We start from the raw sequence: 26,343 nt of genomic DNA, 5'->3' as shown, positions 1-26,343 counted from the left end.
GTCAACATGACGAGTAGTACAAAGAGACCAGGCTTCCAACATACAGCAGGAGCCTGGTTATATTACGGGCAAAGTTAACGGTTTGGTATGATAGATAAAACAACTTATTATTATGAATCTGAAAAAATGGGGCATATATCGGAGGACAAGAACTTATATCGTATCCCGCAATTGAGGAACTTTCTCACTTTGGATCAGTTGTTTATTAATCTAACGGCCAGTCAATAGACGAAGTGAAACTGAAAGACGAGTACGGTTATTTACTGTGCAAGCATTCGTAATTTCTATCTTAAGTCTTGTAATCTTGACTTCTATATGCTTATAGTGTCTCCAGAGGGCTATTATGATATTTGAGGAGGCGAACAAGAATGTTTAAAAAATACCGAATAGACTACCTTCTGTTCGGAGGTTCCGCAGGATTCATAGTAACGCTTCTTACCATTGTCATCTGGATCGCCTATTCATACTCTGCACAGCAGATGGTGCAAAATACGTCCTACTACCAGCAAGGTCTGCTTAATGAGCTTTATAATAAGGTTGATATCCAAATGAAATCGATCGAACAGATTTCTTTGACGGCCACCCGGAACACGAATCTATTGGATTATGTAAACGTAACAGAGAATCCTTATTCCAATTACAAGAAACGTAAGGAAATGGAGTCGTTCCTCGCACAGCTTACTTTTTCGACACCCGATATTGAGTCCGTTCATTTCTATATTAAGCAAACGCTTCAATTTGAGCCTCAGGGCCCGGTGAAATTTATCGAGCATGATTTAATCAAAGAAGAAGAATGGTACAACCCGTCAATCGATAATAACGACTTCGGTTGGATTGGAGAGCATGAGATCCGAACCGCCCAGGGTAAGAAACAGGTCATAAGCTTTGTCCGCAAGGTGTATTCGGTTACAGGTGATTACCGAGGACTGCTGCTATTGAATATTAAAGCGTCTTCAATTAAGAAGCTGATTGAAAGTCATAATCCTGTTGCAAACCGGGTTCTGCTCGATTCCGGGGGACGGCTTATTACAATGATCGGCGGCGAATCCATGCCACAGGATCAGGTCAAGGCCTTCTTGGAAAACATCAACGGCGATTCCGGTTATATCAAAACGAAATCCGTGAGCAGCGGCCATTCGGATTCAAGCGAATATCTGATGGTATGGGCCAAACACTTCGATAGGGATTGGACGTTGATCGAATCGACTCCATGGGAGGAAATTACGGGAGGCAGCTTTCGTCTTGCTCTTGTATTGCTGCTGGCAGGTGGCTCAGCCATGCTTATCGCCCTATGCTTCAACTTGTTTTTTTCCCGGCAGTTTGTGAAGCCGATCGGTTTGCTGCTGCATGAAATGAGCCGAAATTCGGTTAACGTCAACAAAATTAGTTTGCCGACTGGTTACCGGAATGAATTTGGAGCGTTATTTTCAGGCTATCGCAGGCTCATCGAGCGTATTCAGGAGCTGTACGCTTCATTAGAGGATCAGTACCGGAGGCAGAAGGAGGCGGAAATCAAAGCGCTGCAGGCGATGATCAATCCGCATTTTTTGTATAACACCTTGGATCAGCTGAATTGGATGGCGATTGCAGGCGGACAGGAGAAAATGAGCACCATACTGGTTTTAATGGGGAAAATGTTCCGGATCGGCCTATCGAACGGTGAAAGCGTAATCAATATCCGTGACGAATTGCTGCATATGGAATGCTATATGCAGATTCAGCAGATTCGCCTGGGTGAACAGTTCGTTTTACGAGTAGATGTACCTGAAACCATCAAGGACTTATATATTCCGAAGATGACGCTGCAGCCTTTTATCGAGAATGCCATTATGCATGGGTTCCACGGCAAAAAAGAGGGGACGATCGAGGTATGTGCGGAGATCGCGAAGGATGCTGTAGTCGTTTTTCGAATAACCGATAACGGCATTGGTCTAAAGGATAATTGGCAAGAGCCGAAAAAGAGAAAAACAGGAGGATACGGAATCCGGAACGTCCGTGAACGAATTGACATTTATTTTGGCGGCAGCTACGGTCTAAAACTGATGTCAAATACAGATAGTCCCGGAACAACAGTACTCATACGCATTCCGATGTTAAACAATAAGGAAGAACAGGGTGATGAGACATGTGGAAAATTGTAATTATAGATGATGACCGGAATGTTTTGGAAGGAATGAGAAACGTCATCCCTTGGGCGGAGCTTGATGCGGAGTGGGTCGGGGATGCGATGGACGGTGAGGAGGGACTGCAGGTCGTTCAAGAGTGTCAGCCCGATATTGTGATCACCGATATTTATATGCCCGTGCTTAACGGCTTGGATATGGTTGAACGGCTGAACAAGGCGAATTTTCTCGGGAAGATTATTGTTTTAAGCGGCTACGCTGATTTTGAATATGCAAGACAAGCGCTTCGGCTTGGGATAGCCGATTATTTAAACAAACCGATTAGCGTTCAGACGATACAGGATGTGCTGGGGAGAACGATCGCGGCATTGGAGGAAGAACTGGAGCAAAGACATCGAAATGAAGAGCTTGAGGAGAAATTAAAGCTATACGAGCCGTTCGTTGAAAAAGAATGGATCAAATCAATCTCTACAGGACCGGATCATTCGAAGCTTCCGGATACCCGGATGATTCCCGAAGCGTACCAATATTGGAAAGGTCACCGCCATGCCGTAATTGGCATTGAAATTATCCGTACGGAGCGTGTGACAAGGGTCTCGACGAAGGATTTGAGCTTGTTCAGGTTCGCCATCGCTAACATTATTCAGGAGATCTCCAATGAGGAGTGGCCAGATTCTCATTATGTGGAACTATTCAGCAACCACTCGGCGATTATTCTTCATGCTCCGAATGAAGAATGGAGCGACCTTACGATGAAGCAAGCTTACCGTTTTGGGGAACGGGTCATTCAAAGCGTCCGCTCCTTCTTGGATATTACTCTTCATACCGGAATCGGAACGTTTAAGTCGAATTGGATGGAAATTGCGGATTCGACCGAGGAGGCTTTCCAAGCTCTTTACTTTAAAAACAACGCTCCAATAGAAGGCATCCACTTATACGAATATGTCCATGGCGGAAAAAAAGAGCAACAAGCTTACCCGATCTCCCTCCGTCCGGTTAAATTTTATCAGCAAATGGCAGAGGCCATGAAGCTGTTTCAAGAAGATAAGGCGAAAGAGATTGTGGAGGATTACTTCGGCCAGTGGAGCAAAGGCGGAGATGTATCGGCTCGCAACCTTGAAAAGCTGGGTACGGAGCTGTGGACCATTTTTGCTTATACGCTATTTGAAGTCGGCATTCAATTGGAAAACATCGCTCCGATGGAGGAGGTTACCCGCGAGCTGCATTTCGTAACGACACTGGAGCAGCTGAGGGAGTGGCTTTACGGAAAAATTGATATGATTTGCAGCTCCCGCAGCAGCAATGAGAACATCAAGCATCGGCAGGCCGTTGATTTTATCGTTCAGTTTATCCATGAACATTATGCCGAGCCGATTACGATATCCGATCTGGCGGATCGTATTCATATTTCGAGAAACTATTTAAGCCTTCTCTTTAAGAAGGCGATGGGGGAGTCGTTCAACAGCTACTTGACGCGGATTCGGATGGAGAAGGCGAAAGAAATGATTTTAGAAGGGAAGCACTTGATCTATCAGGTGGCGGACCAGGTCGGATATAAGTATGTGCCGTATTTCAGTACGTTATTTAAAAAGTATACCGGCTGCAATCCGACGGATTTGTATAAAAATAAATCGTAGCTTCTCACTGGGTGCTGGAATTCTAGCCAACGAATTTGCAGTCTTTTATTTTTGTTAATATGTATAACAAAGTGTACATCGTTCCTATTTTTCATTCTCTGCCGGTCTTATATGATTAACTTATATAAACCAGACAGAGGTGATGCTACTATGAATCGGAGCTCTTCTACAGCCCTCGTTAATGCGGCGAAGGCGGTACGGATCCAGAAAAAGAAGTCGATGCTGAGACGTTTTCTGAGCAGATGGGAATCGCCGGTTGCTGGGTATTTATTTTTAGCTCCTTGGCTAATTGGACTTTTTTTATTGACGTTCTGGCCCATGCTGCAATCGTTGTATTTCTCTTTCACGAAATATTCCCTTTTGGAGCAGCCGGAATGGACCGGATTCGCGAACTATGAACGGATTTTCACTTCCGATGCGGTGTTTATCCAATCCCTTAAGGTCACGTTTTTATTTGTTCTATTGTCGGTTCCGCTCAAATTGTTCGCTGCACTGCTGATTGCGATGCTGCTTAAGCAAAATATTCGCGGCATGTCCTTTTATAGAACGATGGTTTATCTCCCTTCTTTGATCGGGACCAGCATTGCAGTGTCCATTCTTTGGAGAAACATTTTTAACTCGGACGGATTGTTCAATCAATTGCTGGGCTTGTTCGGAATTGAAGGCGTGAACTGGATCACCAATCCGCAAACTGCTCTCGGAACGTTGATTTTATTGGTGGTTTGGCAGTTCGGTTCTTCTATGGTTATTTTTTTGGCCGGACTCAAACAAATATCGACAGAGCTGTATGAAGCCTCGTCTGTGGACGGAGCCACCAAGATCAGACAGTTTTTCAGTATTACGCTTCCTATGCTCTCGCCGATTATTTTGTTTAATTTAGTGCTTCAAACTATCGGCTCATTCCAAATGTTTACGCAGGCATTCATCATTACACACGGCGGACCGATCAACTCTACGTATATGTATGCTCTATATTTGTATGACCGTGCATTCGGACGGCTGCAGATGGGATACGCCTCGGCTTTGGCTTGGATCATGCTCGTGATTATTGCCGTTTGCACGGCCTTGATCTTCATGAGCTCGAAGCACTGGGTATTTTACGAGAATGATGGGAGGAAAAAAGGATGATGCAGAGCTCTAAACGAAGCTTAATTCAAAAAAATGTGCTGCTCAGCCTATTAAGCATCGTCATGATGTATCCCGTCTTTTGGTGGATTGGGGCTTCGTTAAAGACGAATGAGGAAATGTCGAGGCCCGGTCTCTTTCCAGAGCATCCGATGTGGAGCAATTTCAGCGACGGATGGACGGCGATACCTGAATTTACGTTTACCCACTTCTATATGAACACCTTTCAATTAATTATAGGCGTGCTCCTTACAAGTATTGTTGCCTGCAGTATGACCGCATTTGCGTTTGCCCGGCTCGATTTCCCGCTGCGCGGCTTGTGGTTTTCGATCCTATTGCTGACTCTCATGCTGCCTCATCAGGTAACGATGGTCCCGCAATATGTGATGTTTAACGGCTGGGGCTGGGTTGATACGTATTTGCCTTTTATCGTTCCGCATACGCTGGCGGGTGGAATCGGCGGCTCGTTCTTCGTCTATCTTTTGGTACAGTTTATTAGAGGCATTCCAAAGGAGCTGGATGAATCGGCCAAAATGGACGGCTGCAGCTGGTTCGGCATCTACTGGCGAATTGTGCTGCCTTTGACGAAGCCGGCATTGGTGACAGTAGCCATTTACTGTTTTCTGTGGAATTGGGATGATTTTCTCGGCCATTTGATCTATATTAACTCGGTGGATAAATACACGGTCGGTTTGGCGCTTCGCATGTTCGTCGATTCCCAGTCATCCGTCCCTTGGGGGCAATTGCTCGCGATGTCGCTTGTTTCGATCTTACCTTCCGTACTTATCTTTTTCTTGGCCCAGCGCCATTTCGTAGAAGGGATAACGGCCGGGTCGGTAAAAGGCTAGAAAGAATGCATTTCTATAATAAATTGTGCATTCCTCGTATACCCGATCACCCGGTTGGTTGTTAACATATGAAATGTAAGCGGTTTATTCATTGCTAAAAGGGGGATTCATTATGAAAATCAGTGTGAAAAAATCGATTACCGTTTTATTATCGGGAATCATGCTTCTAACTGCCGTCGCTTGCGGCAGCAGCAATGAGAAAAGCACGGCGGTGGAAAGCAAGGACCAAGCGGCCGCAGACCAGGTAAAGCTGCGCATTTTATGGTGGGGATCCCAGTCCAGACATGATGCTACTTTAAAAGCGTTGGATTTGTATACGCAAAAAAATCCGAATGTGACGTTCGAGCCTGAGTTTTCCGGATGGGAAGGCTATTGGGATAAGCTGGCCACCCAATCTGCGGCGAAAAATGCACCGGATATTATTCAAATGGATGCGTCCTATTTGGCGGAATATGCGGGCCGTAAGCAGTTGGCTGATTTATCTACGGGCATATCGACGGAGGATATCGATGGCGCGCTGTTGAACACAGGGAAATATCAGGATAAGCTGTACGCCATTCCTCTGGGCAATAATGCAATCGGGATGACCTTTAATAAAGAAGCCGTAGAAAAGCTGGGCATTACGAAGCCGAAGAGCGGTTGGACCTGGGATGAGTTTTTCGCCTTCGGTAAAGAAGCGAAAGCCAAGGTGGGTTCCGATCATTACGCGTTACCTGATCTATCAGCTTCTTTCCAGCAATACGTAAATTATCAGCTTAGCAAAGGCTTAGGACAAGTTTTTACGGATGATGGCAAGCTGCATTTGGACAAGGATACTTACCTCGAATATCAACTTAAATTTGCCGAGCTGCGCAAGGAGGGGATTGTACCTCCGGGCGAGGTGAGCGTAACGGACAAGGAAATGGACCCTCAGTTGGATCTCATGGTAAACGGTACAACTCTGCTGCGTGTCATTCACGCTGCACAATCCAACAGTATGGATAGCTTGAAGCCAGGAGTGTTCGATTTCGTAACGATCCCGAGAAATGAGCAGGCAGGTGGCTGGCTCAAGCCGTCGATGTTCTGGAGCGCAAGCGCTAATTCCAAGCATGTGGAGGAAGCGAAGAAGTTTATCGACTGGTTTATTAACGATCCTGAAGCGGCGGAGCTTTTGGGTACATCCCGCGGCGTTCCTGTCTCGAAAAAGATTGTCGAGAAGCTGACTCCAAAATTTAATGCTCCCGATAAAATGGGCATTGCGTTAATTACGAATACGGCGCCGGATGCTCAGCTGTATGTACCGGAGCCTAAGGGCTGGAGCAACTTCACGCAGAAGGACTTCAAAGCGGTCGGAGAAAAAATCATGTTTGGTGAAATTACGCCGGAGCAAGCCTATGAGGAGCTCGCGGAATTGGCGAAGGATTATCAGTAATTAAGGAGAGTATCAAGGATGGCAAGAATTGATGTCATAAATTACGCACCTCAAGGGTAGCCCAAGCAAGTCGCAAGATGCAGGATTTTGTTTTTGCCGCAAATGCAAATGCATTGGATCACGATCAGTGTTTCTCCCGCCTTGCAGCGCAGTGCGTCTGCTTAGTCCGTTGCATGGAGCGTAAAGAGGTTTAGAAGGTATTCGACAGTTTCAACAAACGCCCTTACAACAGTACGGGCGTTTCTTCTATGGTAAGAGGATTAAATTAGTATTGAAGCGCCTCGTATTATTGAGGAGTTTTTTCGGCATTGAAGCTGCATTAGTATCACAATCATTGTCACAATTTACATCTTCCTCTGTACCGTCAGCAAAAAGCAAAATTGATGAACTGTTAGTGCAAATTCCGTGTTTAACAAGTTATTACGATCAAAATCTACGAAAACGGGAGTATTTAAGAAAGCCTGTTGTCATCCCTCCCTAATAATTCCTCCCTTAAGATGTGTAAAAAAAGCTGTCTGGAGGAGGTAGGCGGATAGTAACGGCCGCGAAGCTGCAAGAGGCCGATCGGAATAAAAGGCTCATCCAATGTTACATTGATTCTCTCCACTTCTGGAATCAAAGGAGTCGAATCCAATACGACGCCGACGGCAAGTGATTGCTTGGTGAAATAGGGGATGGTTGAAATTTGGCTTATCGTATTCAAAAGTGAGGGAGTCACTTCGTATCTAGACAGCTGCTTTGTTATCTGCAAATAGTACAGGCAGGTACGTCCCCCCGCGATGATGGGATAATCGAGAAGCTCACGGAAAGTAACATTGTTTCTTCGCGACAAAGGATGATTGCGGTCAGCGACAACAATGATTTCCTCTTGGTAAAGAGGCTCGAAAAAGAAGGCGGACGAATCGGACGGCTCGCCGCAGATTGCGAAATCGAGCTCGTCTCGGAGAATGGATTGCGACAAGGAGTCGGTATTTCCCATGGTGACCTGGTAATCCATTCTTGGCTTGCGTTCGAGAAAGAGTCGCATGGCGTTCGGAAGTATGGTGTTCATCGCAGATTCAATTCCTCCGACATGCAGGCTGCCGATCTCATCTTGCTGCAATGCTTTGGCAAGGTCTGTCACGTCGTTCCAATGTTGAATAAGCTTTTCGATCTCCGACGCGAAAAATCGCCCCGCGTTTGTCAATTCCGCATCCCATCCCCTCGTGAATAGCTTTACCCCCAGTTCCTTTTCCAACCGTTGAATTTGATTCGATATGGTCGACTGCGCGTAATTTAATTTCTCGGCTGCTCGCGAAAAAGTTCCCTCTTGAAGGATCGTTTGGAAAGTAATCAGTTCCCTTAAGTCCATTCACGCCACCTCAATCGATAAAATTGATAAAGAACATTGTCTTATTCCATTATATAAATAAAGATATGCGGAGTACAATGAGGGTATCTAAAAAAGGAGTGATCAATTATGCCGTTCATTAGAGTCAGCTACTTGGAGCAACAATTTGAAGCCCACCAAATGGAACGAATCAGCCAAACGATCATGAATGCGTTGGTGCAGCATTTCGACGTACCTGAGGACGATTTGTTCCAGGTGTTTCATGCTCATAAACCGTGGGAGTTTTACTACAGTCCCAACTATCTAGAAGTTGAGCGAAGCGACAGGCTGCTATATATTCAAATTACGCTTAAATCAGGCAGACCGACTAAGCAGAAAACAAGTTTCTACGAGACGCTTGCCGAACAATTATCAATGGCTCTTCCCATGAGAAAAGAAGATGTATTCGTCGTACTTGTTGATACGGAGTTTGAGGATTGGTCGTTCGGTAATGGAGTTGCCCAGATGCTGCAGAGATCAATCGGGGGGGCATGACCTTTGGCACATCGAAAAATTGCGTCCAGCGCAAGAGAATCTTACGGGCCATTCGCTTCGGCATTCGTCGCCTACTCCGAAGATGTGTTATTCGGAGATCTGTGGAGAAGGGAGGAACTCTCTCTCCGGGATCGAAGTTTGATTACCGTAGCTGCATTAGTGACGGGCGGTATGACGGAGCAACTTCACTATCACTTGCGCTTAGCCATAGAAAACGGTCTGAAATCAGATGAGCTGGTAGAAACCATTACGCACTTAGCTTTTTATTCAGGATGGCCTCGTGCGGCTTCAGCTCTTCAGGTTGCAAAGGATATTTTCGGAAATGAAGCTGAGAGATAATATAATAAAAACGGATTATTGCTTCTAAGATTTGGGGCGCCATGTATTCGTACCGGACTCCCATATTTGGAATATCACACATGATGAGCAGGCGCTGCAGCGGCCTGCTCATTTTATTTAGCTAACGGGTAACGATAGATGATTACAATATCGGAATATCCAAAGTCAAGCCTGGAATCGCATCTTTAGCGCTATGACAAAATAAGTGCCGTAAACGGACAAAATCAGTCATGTACAATGGATCAAAATGTGGATAGTATTATTGATATCAATTATCATTATCATTTAATGCATTCTCATTTTGAATCATTTTACAGGAGGAAGATCATGAAAAGGTTTAAATGGTTGGCGGTGCTCATGCTTTCTATTGCGATTGCGGGCTGCGGTACAAACGGAACAAACGAGGCTACTAACAACGGTGGAGCAGCGGGTGCTGCCGAAACCGAGACGCCCGCAGCGGCGAATAACGATGCGGCAGGCGCATCTAGAACGATCGAGCACGCGATGGGCTCCGTTACATTAGAGAAAAAGCCGGAGCGCGTCGTCGTTTTGTTTAACGGAATGGTTGATATAACCGCAGCACTTGGCGTGAAGCCAGTAGGCGCGGTGGAATCATGGGATCAGAAGCCTTGGTACGAGTTTTTGCGCGATAAAATGACGGGAGTCGAAAACCAGCCCAATATAGAGGCGATTATCGCGCTCAAGCCGGATCTGATTATCGGTACGAAGACGCGCGACGAGAAAATTTATCCTCAGCTTGAAGCCATTGCGCCTACCATCATTACGGAAGAGGTATTCGACTGGAAGGAAAACATGAAGCTTTCGGCGCAAGCGTTGTACATGGAGGAGGAAGCGGATAAGCTGCTGGCCGATTGGGAAGAGAGAGTTGCCGATTTCAAACAAAGGGCAGGCGATCAGCTGGCTTCTACGGAGGCATCCGTCATTCGATTTGAGAAGGACGGAAGCGCACGCTTCTATGCGACCGGTTTTGCGGGCACGATCTTCAAAGAGCTTGGCATCGGAAGACCGCAGGCTCAGATGGTTGAAGGGAAGGCCGTCGTAAATCTAACCTCGAAGGAACAAATGGAGCAATTGGACGGCGATTATATTTTCGATATAACTCAAATCAAGGAAGATGAGCCTAGTGATTTTTTTTGAGTTGATTTAAGCCTCAATAATATCTTTTAGTGTAAGCTTATAATTATTCTTATCCAGGTTTTGATAAAGATCTTGAATTTTATCATAGAGGAAACCTCTCTACAGCGGAACTGGCTGTGAGGAGGTTTTTTTGTTTTTATTTGGAGTAATACGGTGAGTAGTAAGATAACAATGACTAAACGATACCCTCTTCATGAATGGGATAATTGCACTGCTTTACCTTGCCGTAAAGCGTTATGAAAACCATAAAGCTGCTGCATGATCGCCTCGAAAAATGTATGGAATTGGGGATCACCGAACATAATGGTGTTAACTCATATTATAAGTGTAGGCAAGGAGCAGGCGATGGAGCGGCATAATGAACCTTCTAAAGATTCAGCAATACAAAATAACATTACCCGGAAAACGATCGCCGAGGTTTTTCAATTAGCAAGAAAATCCAGCGATTTCCATCAATTTTCCCCTGTTGAGGGCGACTTTTCTGTTCGGATTCAAATAAGTTATTTTCAAACGCTTGTGGATGGTTTGAAAATAAAACGTTACCTCGTATCAGAAATCCAAAAAAATATCGAACATATAAATGACCTGGAGGATATTAAAAACGTCATCCCGTTTGAAGAAGTGAAAGTGTCCCATGATGTTGCCGAAGTGGAGAAAAAGCTGATAAAAGGATACGCGGTCATTCAACTAAACGAAGCGGAACATGAGTTTATCCTGGTAAACGTGAATCAAACGGAGCTAGGTCACCGCCAGAGCAATGAAACAGAAAATGAATTTAGCGTCGTTGGACCTAAAGTCGGCTTTGTGGAAAATATAGATCTCAATATTCACCTTCTCAGGCAGCAAATTGCCGTACCGGAATTAGTATTTGAAGAAATAACAATCGGGTCCTTGTCTAACACAAAGGTGATGATCGTTTATCTGGATGGTGTTACGAACGATCAGCACGTTCAAACGGTTCGGCAGCGGCTTAAAGCGATTGATTTAGATGTTGTTTTTGACAGCTCGCTACTTGACCAGATCATTTCGGATAACTCTAATTCGCCGTTCCCGCTGTTTCTGTCAACGGAAAGGGTGGACCGCGTTATTTATGCCATTACATCCGGCCAAGTTGCCGTTTTCTCTGACGGTTCTCCCTATGTCATTACCGGGCCGTCTACTTTTTTGGACTTTTTCATTTCGCCCGAGGACTATTTTTTGCCTTGGATACTCGGATCCTTCTTTCGCATCATTCGAATTATAAGCATATTTTTCTCCATATTTGCCGCTCCGTTATATGTTGCCGTATTAACCTATCATTTCGAGGTGCTGCCGGAAACCTTTCTCGAACCGCTCATCGTATCGCGCAATCAAGTACCGTTTCCGCCTGTAATAGAGGCCATCTTTCTGGAAATCACGATTGAGCTGCTGCGGGAAGCCGGAGCAAGGCTGCCGACGAAAATCGGGCAGACGCTGGGGATCGTAGGAGGAATCGTGATTGGACAAGCGACGGTTCACGCGGCGCTGACAAGTAATATTTTGCTGATCATTGTTGCTCTTTCGGCACTAGCTTCGTTTACGACTCCCATTTTCAAAATGGCGAATACGATCCGTCTTTTACGATTTCCCTTTATCCTGCTTGCGGCCATTTGGGGCGGACTAGGCATTGCCGCCGGGTTCCTTATTCTTGTAGGGCACTTACTGCGCTTGAAATCGTTAGGGACACCTTATTTGGTACCGATATTCCCGTTTCGAACCGGCAATTTTGCGGACAGTGTCCTACGTACATCGTTCCAATACACGACAAATCGAAGCAAGTTTTTAAAGCCGAAATTATTTAAACGATATCATCCGAAGGAAGACAAGGAGGATATTAACAATGAGTAGCATGAAGCGTCTGCTGCTAATTCCCTTCATGGGTTTGCTCATCCTGACCGGCTGCAGCAATGAAAACGTTATTGACCATATCCGGATCTTGACCGTTCTCGGATTCGACAAAAGTGGCTCCGGTTATACGGGCTCGGCATTGTATTCCGATTATGAGGAAAAAGGAAAAATAAAAGTTCTTCAAGGAAAAGCGAAGCAAACTAGGGTGATCCTGAAGGACATGGCCTTCCAATCCACACAGCCGATCCGGGTAGAAAAGCTGAAAATGCTTGCTTTCAGCAAGGAAGTGGTCAACGAAGGATTATCCGCATTTTTAAAAACAATATGCAGAGACCCTTTAATAAGCAATTATGTGATTTTGGCCGTTTTTGACGAATCCCTGGCATCCGTATCCGAAAGTCTGGCAGGCAAGGGAAGCCAAGAGTTTCCTTATCATTTGATCGAACAAAATATGAAGCGCGAAATGATCCCTTATTCGAATCTTTCAACCGTTCTGTTTGATTTTTACGGAACGGGGCGGGATTTTTCCATGCCTTATCTCAAATTAAACTCAAAAAAGGATATTGAAATTTCTGGTTACGGGATCTTCAAGGATGACCGGTTGAAGCTCGTCTTAAGCCCGGAAGAAATGGTTTATTTTAAATTGCTACAAGGTGATGCATTGCGTGGAGATATTCCATTTGTCATCAAAAAGGGCTCGAACCAATCGCCAGCTATATTTACCGTTAATTCCGGCAAGCTGATTAGGAAGGTAACCCTCAAACAGAATGAGACGAAAGTAACTTATACCTTTGTGTTGAGCGGAATGGTAAATGAATATCCGGATTGGTTTTCTTTGAATGTGGAGGAAAATACGCATTCAATAATTAAGCAACTGGAAAAGCAAATTCAAAGCCATCTTCATGCGCTGCTGTACAAGTTTGTGAAGGAGGAAGTGGACCCGCTCGGAATCGGTGATTTGATGAGGTCTCGCCAAAGAGGCTGGACTGAGGAAAAGTTCTATATGGCCGACTACGAAAAAATCAAATTCGATGTTCAATTCTCTACACATCTAAGCAAGTCTGGAGTCGGAGAATAATTCGCCAGGGGGATAGCCGGTGGGAAAACAAGTAAAGGAAAGCTTAACCGTATCTCCTTATCTTCTATGGATTTTAATACACGGCACGCAAATGGGCAGCACCTTGTTAATTTTCCAAAACCGCATAATAAAAGGGGCTGAAATGGATTCCTTGTTTTCTTTTGCGGCAGTAGGGATAAGCTTTCATTTAATTGTTGCGATGATGTTTTTTTTGCTGGAAAATGCAACGGATGGAGACATTATATCGCTGCACATCCAGTTGTTCGGGAAGCGGCTCGGCAGCCTTCTGACTCTAGCGTTTTATGGCTATATCCTTTTGTTTATCGTAAATGAAATAAGATCCTACCTGGAAGTCATACATGTCTGGGTTTTTCCTTTTACGCAGCTTTGGACCTTATCGATTATGTTCCTGTTGACTTCCGCATACCTTGTATCCGGAGGCTTAAGGGTCATTACAGGCATTTCATTCATCTGCATCATCGTCCCCACCTTGCTAATTCCGTCTCTCTATTTTCCGTTGAAGCAAGCGCATTGGACGAATTTTCTTCCCCTATTCAACCATAGCCCTTATGAATTTGCAGAGTCGGCTTATCATTCGTTGAGTACATTGTTAGGGGTTGAGTTTTTGCTTCTATTGTATCCATTTATCAAAAATCAGGAAAAGTCCAAGAAATGGGCTCATATTGCAGTTGCCCATTCCACTTTAATTCCTTTAATCGTCGCGTTTGTAAGCTTTTCTTTTTTTAATCTTCAACAGCTGAAGCATACCATCTGGCCTACGCTTATTTTGTCAAAAATCATCCGGTTTCCATTTCTTGAAAGATTTGATTATATCTATATTTTTATTTGGTTTTTCGTGAGCATTTCCGCGTGCTGCGTTGGCCTATGGGGAGGTAGCCGAATCTTAAAAAAAACGGTTGGGATGAAAGCAAGGCCTTCCTTATGGATAACCTGCGGTCTTGTGTTTATCATTATGCTTCCAATGAAAAGCCCGATGATTATTGAAAAGCTGGATTCCGTATTGACCTTGTCGGGGTGGATCCTATTGTATGGTTATATTCCGCTGCTTTGCATATGGATAAGTCTAAGGAGATGGTTTGCAAATAGAAAGGGCATTCACAATGAAAGTTAGGATGTTACTGGAACGGATTATTCTTTTGACGGCGGTGGGAATTAAAGTGGTATGATCAAAAATAGTCGTATACCTTATGGGTATTGTCTGAGGAAAATGGTGAGAAGTTATAGGTTCTTGACAACTTATCAACTAGTAAGTTAGTATTTGGATATGGAAAACAGAAAAACACAAATTCTTGACTTGTCGCTGAATCTGATTCGTGAAAAAGGTTATGTTGCAATTAGTTATGATGATATATCTAAGCAATTAGGCGTAACAAAGGCAAGCATTCATTACCACTTCGAAAAGAAGGAGGATTTAGCGGTTGCTTTAACGGATAGGATCCATCAGACTTTGCATAATGTAACGATTTCCGTTAATAATGCTTCAATATCCGTCGAAGAGAAAATTAAAAGATACATCGCCGAACAATTAAAGCTGGGCGGTAATGGCATATGTCCAATAGCTTCTCTTCAAACGGACTATGAATCCCTTCCGGATGTCGTTCAAGTAAAAGTCCAAGAACTAAGCCAGTTTGAATTGACGAATTGGATGGAACTCCTAAGAGAAGCGCAGAAAGAAGGAGTAGTTAATAGTACCGTTGACGTCGAATCTTTAACGTATGCCGTCCTGTCATGCATCAAAGGTGGTTTGCAATACAAACGCGTGTTAGAAAAGGACATATTACCTCAAATCACCGATCAAATAGATAGATTAATAAAGAGCTAAATTTTTTTAAATAAAACTTATCAACTAGTAAGTAAGTATAATGCCATTGCTATTACAGATACCGTATTTCTTGATAAATGCAGGACATTATAATACTCAATACATGAATTTGAAGGAAAGAAAAAACACTATGAATATTAATTCGTATCGACCGTGGTCAGGGTAGCATCTATGCCCGAGACTACGCAGGTACTGGACCTGGCTTTGTGCCAATGCACGGCTTTCCCGACAATTTGCATCGCAGTTGTTCGAAGCGATTGCCAAAAATACGCAGCGCGGAATTTCGAAAGACCGTTCATGTATACCAAGCGCTCGGGGAATAACTCAAATTAGAAAGAGGAGATCATATATGAAAAGAATGCTTTGGGTTGTTCTTATGATGTCCTGCGGAGCTACGTTTATTTCCTCATTATTCCCTTTATATGGGGAGCATTATAGACTGAGCAGTTTGGAAATCACGATTTTATTTGCCGTTTATGCCGCTATCCTGCTGCCGATCTTGCTTGTCGTGGGAGCCAGAGGAAGCGCATGGGGGTTGAAAAGAGTGCTTCGCGTCAGTATTTGGATTTCCATCGCATCGACGTTGCTCTTTATAGGAAGTTTTAACGAATCGATGCTCTATGCAGCAAGGATTTTGGAAGGCATCGCATATGGCGCTTTTACAGGTACTGCTAGCGCATTTTTATTAAAACAGACCTCTCAAAATAAAGTGGGTACGGCAATTAAGCTCTCAGGAGTAACCGTAAACATCGGTTTTGGACTGGGCCCAGCTATTTCAGGCTTAATCGTGCAATATATTCATTTTATGCCGCTTCGTTTGCCGTATTGGTTTCTGCTCGTCATGTTATTGAGTTCTTTGGTAGTTCTGGAAATGCTACCGAAACACGAAGATTCCCAACCGCAGAAGCCTGCTAAAACGAAGATTTCGCTAGGTGTTCCAGACAATATTCGTTCCCATTTTTGGTCTTTTATAGGACTTCCGATGTTTACTCTTTTCACGTTAGGCGGAATAGTATTTTCTCTCATTCCTTCTTTCGCTAAGAACGTTATTCACACTGACAATCTCTCTATTTCTGGGTTGTTAATTCTTGTGCTTCTAGGCGGGGGTGCCTTGATGCAGTTCTTTCCTTGGCCGCGAAACCCCGTTACTCGGATGCGTATAGGAATCATCCTTCTTTCCATCGGATCGTGGGTCATCGTTTTTTCTGGTCAGACAGCGAGTTTATTTTTGCTCTGGGCCGGTATAATTATTCAAGCAATTGGCGCGGGATGGACTTTTCAAGTTTCTTTAAGGTTTGCCAGCCAGTTACCGAAGCCGGAAGAACGTCCGCGAGTCATTTCGGCATTTTATTTATGCGCTTACTCCGGATTCATTGTTCCCCCTGTTGGAGTCGGAGTGCTAACTCAATTTTTTAGTTTGAACTTCTCGTTGATCCTGCTAAATTTGTTTGCTGCGCTAATCGTTATCTATGTGTTAATTTATTCAGTCAAATTTAATCGTTATTATTCTAAAGTTACATCACAATAAACTCTAACCGCCATGTGAAATCACATGGCGTTTTTTTTGATTTTTCGAGACGGCTTACCGGCTCGTCAAGAAACAGACGGGGTGACAAGAACTTGATCTTTCCCGACTAAGGTTCTCCAGAGTCAACTGTAAACGAAAATTACCCAAAAGGTGCATACGCGAAGGTACTCAGAAGGGCTGAGCTTAAAAACGGGATAAAGAGCAGGAGAATTCACGCAAGGAATGTATCGAAGAATGATGAAATCACTATTGTCACGAGAGAATATCCTGCAGAAATTGGCAAACCATTCACTCATGAAAGCTTTTTAAACGGGATCTACGAACCAAGTCCCGCCCGTAGCGGAATTTACGAGCTGAGCGTATTTTTTTCAATAAGTGTCCCATTTAAATTCAACATTAAACAGTGTTGTTATTAGCAAAGTATGCACGGGTATCTTTGCGCGATTGAGGGGTTAATACGCGATCAAGCTCTTCATTCAACCAAGTAAGTGACTTGTTTCGCAGAAGATTGCGCATACTTTCTTCAGCTTCGAGCATAGCTAAGTTAATCACACAGGGAGAAGCTAAAGAGCATGCTGCATAGTCTTCATCACGGCATAGATAGCTATTATTTTTGATGTTTTTACATTGAAAAATGGGGGTAGCGCCTTCAACAGCTTCAACTACATCCCAAAAAGATATTTCCGCAGGAGATTTGGCTAATTTATAGCCTCCTTTTACACCAGGGACAGAGCTTACGATACCAGCTTTTGTTAATTTACTAAAAATCTTCGAAAGATAGGTCTCCGAAACACCTTGAAAAGCGGAAAGCTCTTTAATCCCAATGGTTGACTCAGGAGGAATATCAATTAAATATACCAAGCAATGCAGCCCATATTCAACGCCAATACTATACTGCAAACAGACACCAGCTTTCTAGATAAAGGTTGTTATTAATCATCTTAGGTGGATTTAAAACCCTTGTCAAATGTGGGTATTGGGGTACTTTCAGCTAAATGACTCACGATTTTTGGTTGACAGCCATAAATTATAGAGCTATATTGTAGATGAGGTTAATCGACGATAAAGATTGTCTGTGATACACCTTGCAGTTTGTTACTTTTGAACGGATATGACACTTGTACCTTTGTCGTAAGAAAGGAATAAAGTTTAACCAAAAAAAATTAAGGGGTGTAATTGACACGTGGAAATGAGACTGAATTATATGAAAGTGCAACCCGAATCTTTACAAACACTTTTGAAATTGGAAGGGTATGTGAAAAACAGTAGTCTTGACCACAAACTGTGGGAGCTGATAAAAATTCGTGCCTCGCAAATTAATGGCTGCGCCTACTGCCTTGATATGCATACGAAAGATGCGCGAGCGATGGGGGAGACGGAGCAGCGATTGTATATGCTTAATGCATGGCGGGAAGCTCCGTTCTATACGGAAGCGGAACGGGCCGCAATAGCATTAACGGAAGCTGTGACCAAAATTTCGGATGCAGGGGTGCCACAGGAATTGTATGAGCAAGTTCGAAAACATTTCGACGAGAGCCAATTTGTCGATTTGATTATGGCGATTAATGCGATCAACTGTTGGAATCGAATAGCGATATCAACGGGTATGGTGCCTGGAGAATATCAGCCGGCCGCGCGTAAATAGTTGCAGGTCTTCATAGCCCTGTTCCCTTTTTCTCTATAGACTAATGTTTACCTTTGTAAGATGAGAAGAAGTAAAACTATTTATATTTTAGGGGAGAAAAATGAGTTATAAAATCCTTCTATTTGATTTAGACGATACATTGTTAGATTTTGGCGCTAATGAAACTGATTCGTTGAACAAATTGTTTCAGCAACACGGTTATACTTTTTCGGATGAATTGTTTCAAGTATATAATTCCGTCAATAAACAACTATGGGCTGATTATGAAAATGGGAATATTGTTTTAGATGTCGTGCTAAATTCAAGATTTTCAGAAACTATGCTAAAACTAGGAAACGTTGTGGACGGCATTGAATGGGGAAATCTATATAGAGAACTTTTGGGAAATGGAAGTCAGCTGCTTATGGAAGGAGCTTTAGAAGTGTGCCAGAGCTTATCTGTATCCCATAGACTTTTTGTTATCACTAATGGGATCACCCAAACTCAGATAAAGCGATTGAAGCAGTCAGGCTTATATGAATTTTTTGAAGACATTTTTGATTCTCAAAGCATTGGATATCAAAAGCCATCAAAAGAATTTTTCGAATTCGTGATGAGCCGTATTAAAGATTTTAATATAAAGGAAGCACTTATTATCGGGGATTCATTAAATACCGATATAAAAGGTGGTCTTCTGTCAGGAATTGATACCTGCTGGGTTAACAGAAAGTCACAAAAATATAGTGCAGAAATTCAAAGTACACACACGGTTACAAGCTTAGTCGAGTTATATGATATCTGCACACCAATAAAACAAGCATAATGGATAACTATAAATTGGAGCAGTGCTTGAAGTAACCCGAAAGATAGACACTTTAGAAAAAGTGCCCGTCTTTCGGGTTTTTGTGTTTTAATAAAAAATATTACAGTGAATGAGGAAAATCTGAGAATTGACTAGGTAAATTGTTTAAAGGAGAGGAAACTAGGATGAACTATGAGTTTAATCGGGAATGGTTGTTACAAAAGTTTGAAGAAATCCGTAGAAGAATTCTTAAAGCAATTAAGCAGCTTGATGATGAACAACTCAATTGGAGCCCTGACAAGACAAGTTTAAGTATATCCTCACTGATTAAGCACATCGAAGGTAATATACAGGAAAGAATCTTTAATGGAATTTTACATCAAGAGGTCTTGAGAAATCGTGAGAATGAACTGAATCGAGCAAATATAGAAAAGTCAGAACTGGAAACAATCATCCACGATAGGTTTCAGCTAGTCATTGATATAGTAAAAAACATTACAGATGAGAAGTTAGAACAGACACAGCTGGTGAGGAAACGGGAAAGGACCAATCTTGACATGCTACATCAATGTGCAACCCATTATTCTGAACATATGGGGCAAATATTTTATATATCCAAACAATGCTTGAAGGAGAAGTATCAGTCTACCTCTATATAGAGATGATTGGCTTGTATAGTTTTTGGTTCGTGCCTCGTGAATACGCATGGTATTCATTTACAATTTTCTGATGTAGACCGAGCTGGTCTTTTATTTTACATAAAAAATTTGAAATGAAATTCCGCGACACCGAGGCCGCTCCTTGGCGGCTTCTTCTCTTTTTATCAATATGATTAACCTGATTTAATGAGATCGGAACCCGTTTTTTTTAGCACCCCATGATAAATATATACCATCCTAATTTCACATATAAAGAATACCTCATAGAAGAGCCGATGCTCATCCCATCCGGACTGCATGCCGCCAGCAATCGTTCACTAAAGAAGATTGACCTATTAACTAATAAGATCCCCCAAGAGCAGTCCGAGGCGGCGTGGTACATTAAATCCAAAACAATCGAAAGGATGGATGGCGGATGACTCGTGTCGTAACGCAAGAGCAAATTGAATTCTATCAGAAGTACGGTTTCGTTCAAGTGGACAATATTCTAAGTGAGGAAGAGGTCGCGGAGCTAACAGAGGCGATGGAAGAAGTGATGGTGGATCGCTCTCAGCTTTCCATTGCCACCGATGTCAGCACCGGATCTTATTACAAGGTGCTTAACCAGAAGGTCAACGTCTGGCGTGACCATGGGATCATGGCTAAATATTCGCTGCACGCCAGAATTGCCCAAGCGGCTAAGGAGCTTAGCGGCGCGAGCGGCATTCGCTTGTTCCACGACCACGCCCTCTGGAAAATGCCACACGATTCCAAGCCAACTCCCTGGCATCAGGACCTACCCTATTGGCCGATGAACGAGCCTGGCGCGCTCTCCGCGTGGATCACAGTCGACGACGTCGACGAGAAGAACGGATGCATGATGTTTATCCCCGGCTCGCACAAAATCGGTAAACTAACCGGCATCGATCTCGTTAACCCGCAAAATATTTTCGATTTTATTAGTGGCACGGAGCTGGAACATGCGAAGCCAGTCGTCGTTCCGCTGAAGAAGGGGAGCTGCACGTTCCATCACGGGCAGACGTTCCACTATGCCCACTCCAATCAGTCGGATAAGCCCCGTCGCGTGCTGGCGATCATCTACATGCCGGACGGAACAACCTATAATGGGAAGAGTCATATTGCAACGGATGGACTGGGACTCGAAGTTAATGCTAGAATCAAAGCAGGTACGTTGCCCCTGCTGGCCAAATAACCGGCAGACCGCGACAACCGATCTTCTTCGGAAATGAAGTGTAGCCTATGACCCGGATCTTGAGTAAACAATATTTCGATAACCCCGACTTTCCGTTTCACGCCGGATACTACGTCATTGCGCCGGGTGAGGCAGTAGCCGAGCACTCCCACGAATTTACCGAATTGGCATACGTGGCGGAAGGCTCCGGTGAGCACAGCTATAACCATGGGGACTATTATGCCATTCGTGCTGGCGACGTGTTCATTATTGAGCCTGATATGGTGCATGCCTACCGGGTCGGGACAGCAGGGAAGCTCGTTATCTGCAACATCTTGTTCATGCCTTCTTTGCTCAAGAACGAGCTGGACACCATGTCTTCGGTTACGCCATTCGTTGATTTTTTCTATGTCGAACCTTTCCTTCGCAACAATGCACGATTCGTATCGCGGCTCGGCCTGCGAACAAGCCAGCAGCTCGAGATCGGCAGCATTCTGGACAAACTGATCGCAGAGCAGAACAACCGGAATCTAGGCTACCAAACGATGATCAAGACATCCATGATCCAGCTGTTTATCTCTTTAAGCCGTTACTACCAACAGATGGAACGTCCCAAGGAAGCTGTTTCCGACGAACAAAGTCTGCAGATGATCGTCGATTTCATCCACCGCCACTATGCCCAACCTCTTACGTTGGAGCAAATCAGCCATATTTGCGGCATGAGCGCGTCTGTGTTCTCTGCCAAATTCAAGATGTACACAGGGAGAACCTTCATCGAATATCGTAATGGAATCCGTTTGAGTATCGCTCAGGAAGCCATCCTGGACACCGAAGACAAAATCGCGACAATTGCGCTGAAAGTCGGGTTCGACGATCTTAGCTTCTTCAATAAACAATTCAAAAAAAAGACCGGGGTTACCCCAGGTCAGCTGCGCCAGAAAATAAAGTCTTAGACAGCGGCTTCATTAAGCTATCGAATAGAATAATGCAATCAAGGCCACCTTCTTATGAGGGTGGCCTTTTAAGAGAAATCGACAAAGGAAGTAAATATTATTTTAATTATTTTTATATCGACAGCGAAGCGTTTCTGTGGGAGTTTTTATGGTTTTTGAGGTAATGCGGTGATGAGTGGGATAACAGGTAGTTTAAGGTTTTACAGGTACACCTATTTCGCAAAAATCGTTGTTTATCATATCGCCAGTGTATCTTTCAAAAATCGGTTTGTTGTCAATTTGATATCCACTCTGTTGTATAGTAGGAAAAATTTCAGCCCATGCTCTTCGAATATCTTCCGCTGTATGTTTGACCTTGCAAATAACATATTTTCCACCTGAGAGTTCACTTTCGCAAATGGAACGATCAATTTGATAATCGTCTGAAATGACAATACAAGCATCATATCGACAGTTTTCAGGGGGTGTCGTTTCGGGGTTATCTTGTGAAATTCCGAATATAATGGCAGATTCAGCAAGTAGATTTCTCTCCTTAGCCCATTCTTTTAACTTTTCCATTGCTTGGATGTTTCCAGAACCATAAGGGCCCACTTGTCGCACATAAGCAACGCGATATTTTGGAAGCGTTTCGACTTTAATATTCATATTTACATTTTCCTTTCTGTATTATATGTCCTACAAATCGAATGCTAACATGTTATAAAAAAATAAAAAAGGCGTAATTGAGGTCTTTCAACGACTAAATTTTTGGCGGGGGAGACGGGGGAGGTGGCGCTGGAGCTGACTAACGTATTCTGTGTGTAGAACTTTCATAAAGAAGCATATTGGAATCAATTTAAATAAGGCTGCCGCATGGCAGCCTTTTTTTCTCAACGAACGGCCTAGCTGTAGCTTTTTAACCTATAATGCTGTTTTTATTAAATCTTCCATTTTTTTCTTCGTTTCAGTCCCAATAACCGGATTATGAATGATAACTTGCATTTCCGAATGATCCATGGCTTGAAATGCTAAATACTCAAATATTAACTTTCCAACTGTCGGATGTTGCACGATTTTCTGCCCCAAGGGGGCATAGAGCACCTCTTGTTGTTCCCACATGACGCTGAATTCCTCACTTGAGTTTCTTAACGCTTTAATTTGTTCTAACCACCAGGGGTCTTCAATATAACGTCCGTAACCTGAGCGGAATTGTGCCATACAATGTTTAGCTTCTTCTGTCCAGTTCTCCCCTTTTAGCTTTCGAAAGCCAGCGGAAGTAAACGTGATCCAGACTAAGTTTCTCTCGCCTCCGTCAGTAAACAGATACTCATCATAAATAGCCTCAAAAGCTTTATTCCAAGCAACCAGATTCATGCGCTTATCAATAACGTATGCAGGGGTTAATTCTAGCCCATTCAAGAAATGCGACAAGGCAGGAGAGATGTATTCGCTCGCTTGTAAATCCCTTGCTTGATCGAATCTATTTGAAAGCGTAAATAAATATCTGCGCTCATTATCATCCATTAGGAGTACGCGAGCCAGGCTTTCAAGAACGTCAGGAGATACTCGAATGGGCCTTCCTTGTTCCAGATAGGTATACCACTCTAAACTCATCCCCGCAAGTAAGGCAACCTCACCTCTTTTTAGGCCAGGAGTTCTACGTCGTTTGCCTGGCGAAAGCCCAATTTGATCAGGAGTTATTCGTTCTCTTCGACTCCTAAGAAATTTTCCTAATTCATGATGACGGTCGGCTTTTATAAACTCCATGAAGCCCTCCTTAAAATCCATATTGTAGTACTTTTACTACTAGGATAACTAGACGTCTCGTTACCGTACTCTAAATATTATAACTTAATAAATGAACCAAGAGAGCAATTAAGCTCTGATGGACAGAAAAGATAAGAGGAGTGTTGAGATGTTAGAACAACCAGCAATAACCGCCTTAATTACAGGGGCAAATAAAGGAATTGGATATGAGACAGCAAAGCGTTTAGGGAGTGGGGGAGCTACAATCTTAGTAGGCGCCAGAAGTGAAGCTAATGGAAAAGAAGCCGAGCGCAGATTGCGAGCAGAGGGTGTTCATGCTCTCTGGGTGCAGCTTGATGTGACTGACCAAACGTCAATTGATGATGCGGTGCGCAAAATCGACTCCACATATGGGAAGCTTGATATTCTGGTCAATAATGCAGGCGCTGCATTCGGTGATTACGCTGAAATTTCGGTACCTTCTAAAACAGACGTTAACTTATTAAGAAAGACATTCGAAACCAATTTTTTTGCTATGTTCGCAGTAACAAAGGCTTTTCTGCCCCTTATTCGACGTTCAGCCGCGGGTAGAATTGTGAATGTATCTAGCGGATTGGGCTCTTTAAATCAGCATAGTGATCCTAGTTTTGAATTTTATCATCATAAAGTGTTTCTCTATAATGCCTCAAAAACCGCAGTGAACGCTCTTACGGTACATCTTGCGTATGAACTTAGAGATACATCAATCAAAGTTAATTCTGCTGATCCAGGTTTTACGGCAACTGACCTTAACGGATTCCAAGGCACGAGATCGGTGGAGCAGGCTGCAACTGTTGTACTCCGCTTAGCGGAACTGCCTGAAGATGGGCCAACAGGCGGTTTTTACGACGAAAATGGTGTTGTCCCATGGTAAGAGGTTGAGGAGACCATTAACCTTTTTCTCACAAACATTATTCTCTTCCCATTGCATTTCCACAATAGAAACGGCAGCCGACATAATGGCTGCCGTTTTCTCAACTAAAGGCAGGATCGTTCAGGTTTTTCGGTTACTATTAATTCGGAAAATGACAGCGGTTTTCTTCTGTTACCGTCCAACAGTACCTCATCAAGGAGACTCGACATTCGAACATGATATCATTGTTGCATATTAAAAAAGGAAGTGGTCCTTCATTGTCGAATGAAAGGGTATACAATCTGTTGAAAAGAGGCTAACAACTCGTATGCTGCAAAATTGGAAAAAAATATTACTTCTAGCCATTCCGTCACTGGTGTCCTTCGCAACCGCTACCGTGACGGGAACGATCAATCTGATTCTGGTAGGTGATCTTGGATTCCTGATTATCGCCATCGTCGGCGTCTCCAACATTATTATGTATAACGCTTTTGCAATCTTCTCCGGGATCGGACATACCGTGAACTATCTGGTCGCTCAGAATTACGGTTCGAACGATATGCAGAAAGGGATCCAGCGGACGTATCTCGCATTTTATTTATGTCTGATCTTTGCGGTGCTGACCGCCGTCGTGGGCTTGTTGCTCTCCGATGATATTCTGCGGTTGACCGGAGGCTCGGCGGATCTCGTCAGGGAAGGCACAGATTATCTTGAACTCCGTTTCTTTGCGATGTCCTTCGGGATCATTAACTTTGTGTTTCACGGATTTCTGCGTGGGATCGGAGCTACCCGGCTGTCTATGGTCATCGCGCTGATCAGCAATCTGATAATGATCTTTCTGACGTACACGCTGACATTCGGGCATTGGGGTTTTCCTAAACTCGGTCTGACCGGAGCGGGAGCAGCGGTGCTGGTCGGTGAAGCAGTTCAACTGCTGGTGTGTGTGATTGTCTTTTATTTCGTACTGCATAAGCCGTTCAACACCCGACAACTTGTGAAGTTTAACTGGCCGGAAATGAAGCTGATGCTGCAGGAAAGCGGCAAGCTGGGCGCGCAGGAGTTTTCGCTCAGCCTATCGATGTTTATTTTCACCGCCTTTGTAGCACGGCTGGGTGATACGGCGCTGGCAGCGAACGAGGTAGCGCTCAGCGTCATGGCGTTCGGCTTCATGCCGGCCTTCGCCTTCGGCGCAACCGCTACGATTCTGGTCGGCCAATATGTTGGGCAGGGAAAGGCCCACCTAGGCAGGAGGGCCGGGACGGATACGGCGATCCTTGGATCGATTTTTCTGATCGCACTCGGTACGGTAGAGACATTCCTGGCCGAACCGATTGCGCGGTTGTATTCCTCCGATCCGGCCGTCTATGAAGTGGCGGCATTTCTGATTATGATTTCGGCGTATTTGCAAATTTTCGACGGACTGCTGAATTTCTACGCGGGTGGATTGCGTGGACTTGGTGATACGACATTTTTGCTCAAAATATCGCTGGCCGCCAGCTGGCTGCTGTTCGTGCCGCTTGCCTATATCTTTATCAACGTGTTGAAATGGGGAAGTGTGGGCGCATGGCTGGCTTTATATACGTTCCTTATGGTCATGGGGGTGTCGATCATGCTCCGGTTTTACCGGACAGATTGGTCGGCGGTCAAGCTGAAAGAAGCGTCACACAGTTAATGATTCGAAATATCACCTGCTGCCA

General features: G+C 43.9%; 24 protein-coding genes. 20 read left to right on the top strand and 4 right to left on the bottom strand.

From position 1 onward, the window contains the following. The first annotated feature begins 368 nt into the window (after window positions 1-368). The 5 genes from HI950_RS28595 to HI950_RS28575 all read left to right on the top strand — a co-directional run bounded on the left by HI950_RS28595 (window position 369) and on the right by HI950_RS28575 (window position 7,144). Window positions 369-2,141, top strand: a complete 1,773-nt coding sequence (locus HI950_RS28595; RefSeq protein ID WP_169088738.1) for a cache domain-containing sensor histidine kinase — start codon at window positions 369-371, stop codon at window positions 2,139-2,141. Next, the gene (locus HI950_RS28590) at window positions 2,126-3,760 is read left to right on the top strand and encodes a response regulator transcription factor (RefSeq protein ID WP_169088740.1); all 1,635 of its coding nucleotides are present in this window, start codon (window positions 2,126-2,128) and stop codon (window positions 3,758-3,760) included. Before HI950_RS28595 ends, HI950_RS28590 begins: the two co-directional genes overlap by 16 nt. A gap of 150 nt (window positions 3,761-3,910) precedes the next feature. Continuing rightward, window positions 3,911-4,888: a carbohydrate ABC transporter permease gene (locus tag HI950_RS28585; RefSeq protein WP_169088742.1), complete on the top strand. Its 978-nt coding sequence runs from the start codon at window positions 3,911-3,913 to the stop codon at window positions 4,886-4,888. Continuing rightward, window positions 4,888-5,733, top strand: coding sequence for a carbohydrate ABC transporter permease (locus HI950_RS28580; protein WP_169088937.1), 846 nt, complete (start codon window positions 4,888-4,890; stop codon window positions 5,731-5,733). The genes HI950_RS28585 and HI950_RS28580 overlap by 1 nt, the downstream gene beginning before the upstream one ends. A 112-nt stretch (window positions 5,734-5,845) precedes the next feature. Then, entirely contained in the window at window positions 5,846-7,144 is a 1,299-nt protein-coding gene (locus HI950_RS28575) for an ABC transporter substrate-binding protein (protein WP_169088744.1), read from the top strand. Window positions 7,145-7,595: 451 nt separating this feature from the next. On the opposite strand, the gene HI950_RS28570 is transcribed toward HI950_RS28575, so the two are convergent. After that, on the bottom strand, window positions 7,596-8,495 hold the full coding sequence (locus HI950_RS28570; protein WP_169088746.1) for a LysR family transcriptional regulator: 900 nt from the start codon (window positions 8,493-8,495) through the stop codon (window positions 7,596-7,598). 108 nt (window positions 8,496-8,603) lie between these two features. Between HI950_RS28570 and HI950_RS28565 the strand changes: the two genes are divergently transcribed. The 8 genes from HI950_RS28565 to HI950_RS28530 all read left to right on the top strand — a co-directional run bounded on the left by HI950_RS28565 (window position 8,604) and on the right by HI950_RS28530 (window position 16,820). Next, window positions 8,604-9,008, top strand: a complete 405-nt coding sequence (locus HI950_RS28565) for a tautomerase family protein (protein ID WP_169088748.1) — start codon at window positions 8,604-8,606, stop codon at window positions 9,006-9,008. A 3-nt stretch (window positions 9,009-9,011) separates the two neighbouring features. Continuing rightward, a complete protein-coding gene (locus HI950_RS28560) occupies window positions 9,012-9,347 on the top strand; it encodes a carboxymuconolactone decarboxylase family protein (RefSeq protein WP_169088750.1) in 336 nt (111 codons plus the stop codon). 327 nt (window positions 9,348-9,674) lie between these two features. After that, window positions 9,675-10,505: an ABC transporter substrate-binding protein gene (locus HI950_RS28555; RefSeq protein ID WP_169088752.1), complete on the top strand. Its 831-nt coding sequence runs from the start codon at window positions 9,675-9,677 to the stop codon at window positions 10,503-10,505. Between the two features lie 345 nt (window positions 10,506-10,850). Continuing rightward, a complete protein-coding gene (locus HI950_RS28550) occupies window positions 10,851-12,371 on the top strand; it encodes a spore germination protein (RefSeq protein WP_169088939.1) in 1,521 nt (506 codons plus the stop codon). Beyond that, window positions 12,364-13,449: a Ger(x)C family spore germination protein gene (locus tag HI950_RS28545; protein ID WP_169088754.1), complete on the top strand. Its 1,086-nt coding sequence runs from the start codon at window positions 12,364-12,366 to the stop codon at window positions 13,447-13,449. The genes HI950_RS28550 and HI950_RS28545 overlap by 8 nt, the downstream gene beginning before the upstream one ends. A 19-nt stretch (window positions 13,450-13,468) precedes the next feature. Then, window positions 13,469-14,581: a GerAB/ArcD/ProY family transporter gene (locus tag HI950_RS28540; protein ID WP_169088757.1), complete on the top strand. Its 1,113-nt coding sequence runs from the start codon at window positions 13,469-13,471 to the stop codon at window positions 14,579-14,581. Window positions 14,582-14,734: 153 nt separating this feature from the next. Further along, window positions 14,735-15,292, top strand: coding sequence for a TetR/AcrR family transcriptional regulator (locus HI950_RS28535; protein ID WP_169088759.1), 558 nt, complete (start codon window positions 14,735-14,737; stop codon window positions 15,290-15,292). 349 nt (window positions 15,293-15,641) lie between these two features. Next, a complete protein-coding gene (locus HI950_RS28530; protein WP_169088761.1) occupies window positions 15,642-16,820 on the top strand; it encodes an MFS transporter in 1,179 nt (392 codons plus the stop codon). Window positions 16,821-17,216: 396 nt separating this feature from the next. Here HI950_RS28530 and HI950_RS28525 read toward each other — a convergent pair whose 3' ends face one another. Continuing rightward, window positions 17,217-17,720 carry an RrF2 family transcriptional regulator gene (locus HI950_RS28525; RefSeq protein ID WP_169088763.1) on the bottom strand — a complete coding sequence of 168 codons (504 nt, stop codon included), beginning with the start codon at window positions 17,718-17,720 and terminating at the stop codon, window positions 17,217-17,219. Between the two features lie 289 nt (window positions 17,721-18,009). Between HI950_RS28525 and HI950_RS28520 the strand changes: the two genes are divergently transcribed. From HI950_RS28520 to HI950_RS28500, 5 genes are all read left to right on the top strand, one after another. Beyond that, window positions 18,010-18,465 carry a carboxymuconolactone decarboxylase family protein gene (locus tag HI950_RS28520; RefSeq protein ID WP_169088941.1) on the top strand — a complete coding sequence of 152 codons (456 nt, stop codon included), beginning with the start codon at window positions 18,010-18,012 and terminating at the stop codon, window positions 18,463-18,465. A 100-nt stretch (window positions 18,466-18,565) separates the two neighbouring features. Further along, window positions 18,566-19,267 (top strand): YjjG family noncanonical pyrimidine nucleotidase, encoded by a 702-nt coding sequence (locus tag HI950_RS28515; RefSeq protein ID WP_169088765.1) that lies wholly within the window; start codon window positions 18,566-18,568, stop codon window positions 19,265-19,267. Between the two features lie 164 nt (window positions 19,268-19,431). Beyond that, a complete protein-coding gene (locus HI950_RS28510; RefSeq protein WP_169088767.1) occupies window positions 19,432-19,905 on the top strand; it encodes a DinB family protein in 474 nt (157 codons plus the stop codon). 415 nt (window positions 19,906-20,320) lie between these two features. Beyond that, window positions 20,321-21,097 (top strand): phytanoyl-CoA dioxygenase family protein, encoded by a 777-nt coding sequence (locus tag HI950_RS28505; protein WP_169088770.1) that lies wholly within the window; start codon window positions 20,321-20,323, stop codon window positions 21,095-21,097. Window positions 21,098-21,144: 47 nt separating this feature from the next. Further along, window positions 21,145-22,029 (top strand): AraC family transcriptional regulator, encoded by an 885-nt coding sequence (locus tag HI950_RS28500; protein ID WP_169088771.1) that lies wholly within the window; start codon window positions 21,145-21,147, stop codon window positions 22,027-22,029. Between the two features lie 192 nt (window positions 22,030-22,221). Here HI950_RS28500 and HI950_RS28495 read toward each other — a convergent pair whose 3' ends face one another. Together HI950_RS28495 and HI950_RS28490 are read right to left on the bottom strand one after the other, a co-directional pair. Then, a complete protein-coding gene (locus HI950_RS28495) occupies window positions 22,222-22,674 on the bottom strand; it encodes an AraC family transcriptional regulator (RefSeq protein ID WP_169088773.1) in 453 nt (150 codons plus the stop codon). Window positions 22,675-22,929: 255 nt separating this feature from the next. After that, window positions 22,930-23,775, bottom strand: a complete 846-nt coding sequence (locus HI950_RS28490) for a helix-turn-helix transcriptional regulator (protein ID WP_169088775.1) — start codon at window positions 23,773-23,775, stop codon at window positions 22,930-22,932. Between the two features lie 148 nt (window positions 23,776-23,923). Here HI950_RS28490 and HI950_RS28485 point away from each other — a divergent pair, with 148 nt between their 5' ends. Both HI950_RS28485 and HI950_RS28480 read left to right on the top strand, forming a co-directional pair. Then, entirely contained in the window at window positions 23,924-24,667 is a 744-nt protein-coding gene (locus HI950_RS28485) for an SDR family oxidoreductase (RefSeq protein WP_169088776.1), read from the top strand. Between the two features lie 307 nt (window positions 24,668-24,974). After that, window positions 24,975-26,318: an MATE family efflux transporter gene (locus HI950_RS28480; RefSeq protein WP_169088778.1), complete on the top strand. Its 1,344-nt coding sequence runs from the start codon at window positions 24,975-24,977 to the stop codon at window positions 26,316-26,318. The last annotated feature ends 25 nt before the right edge of the window (window positions 26,319-26,343 follow it).

The organism is Paenibacillus sp. PL91, from assembly GCF_012935325.2.
Classification (GTDB): domain Bacteria; phylum Bacillota; class Bacilli; order Paenibacillales; family Paenibacillaceae; genus Pristimantibacillus.
Note: the sequence above shows the minus strand (reverse complement) of the source record. Positions and strands in the feature narration are given on the sequence as shown.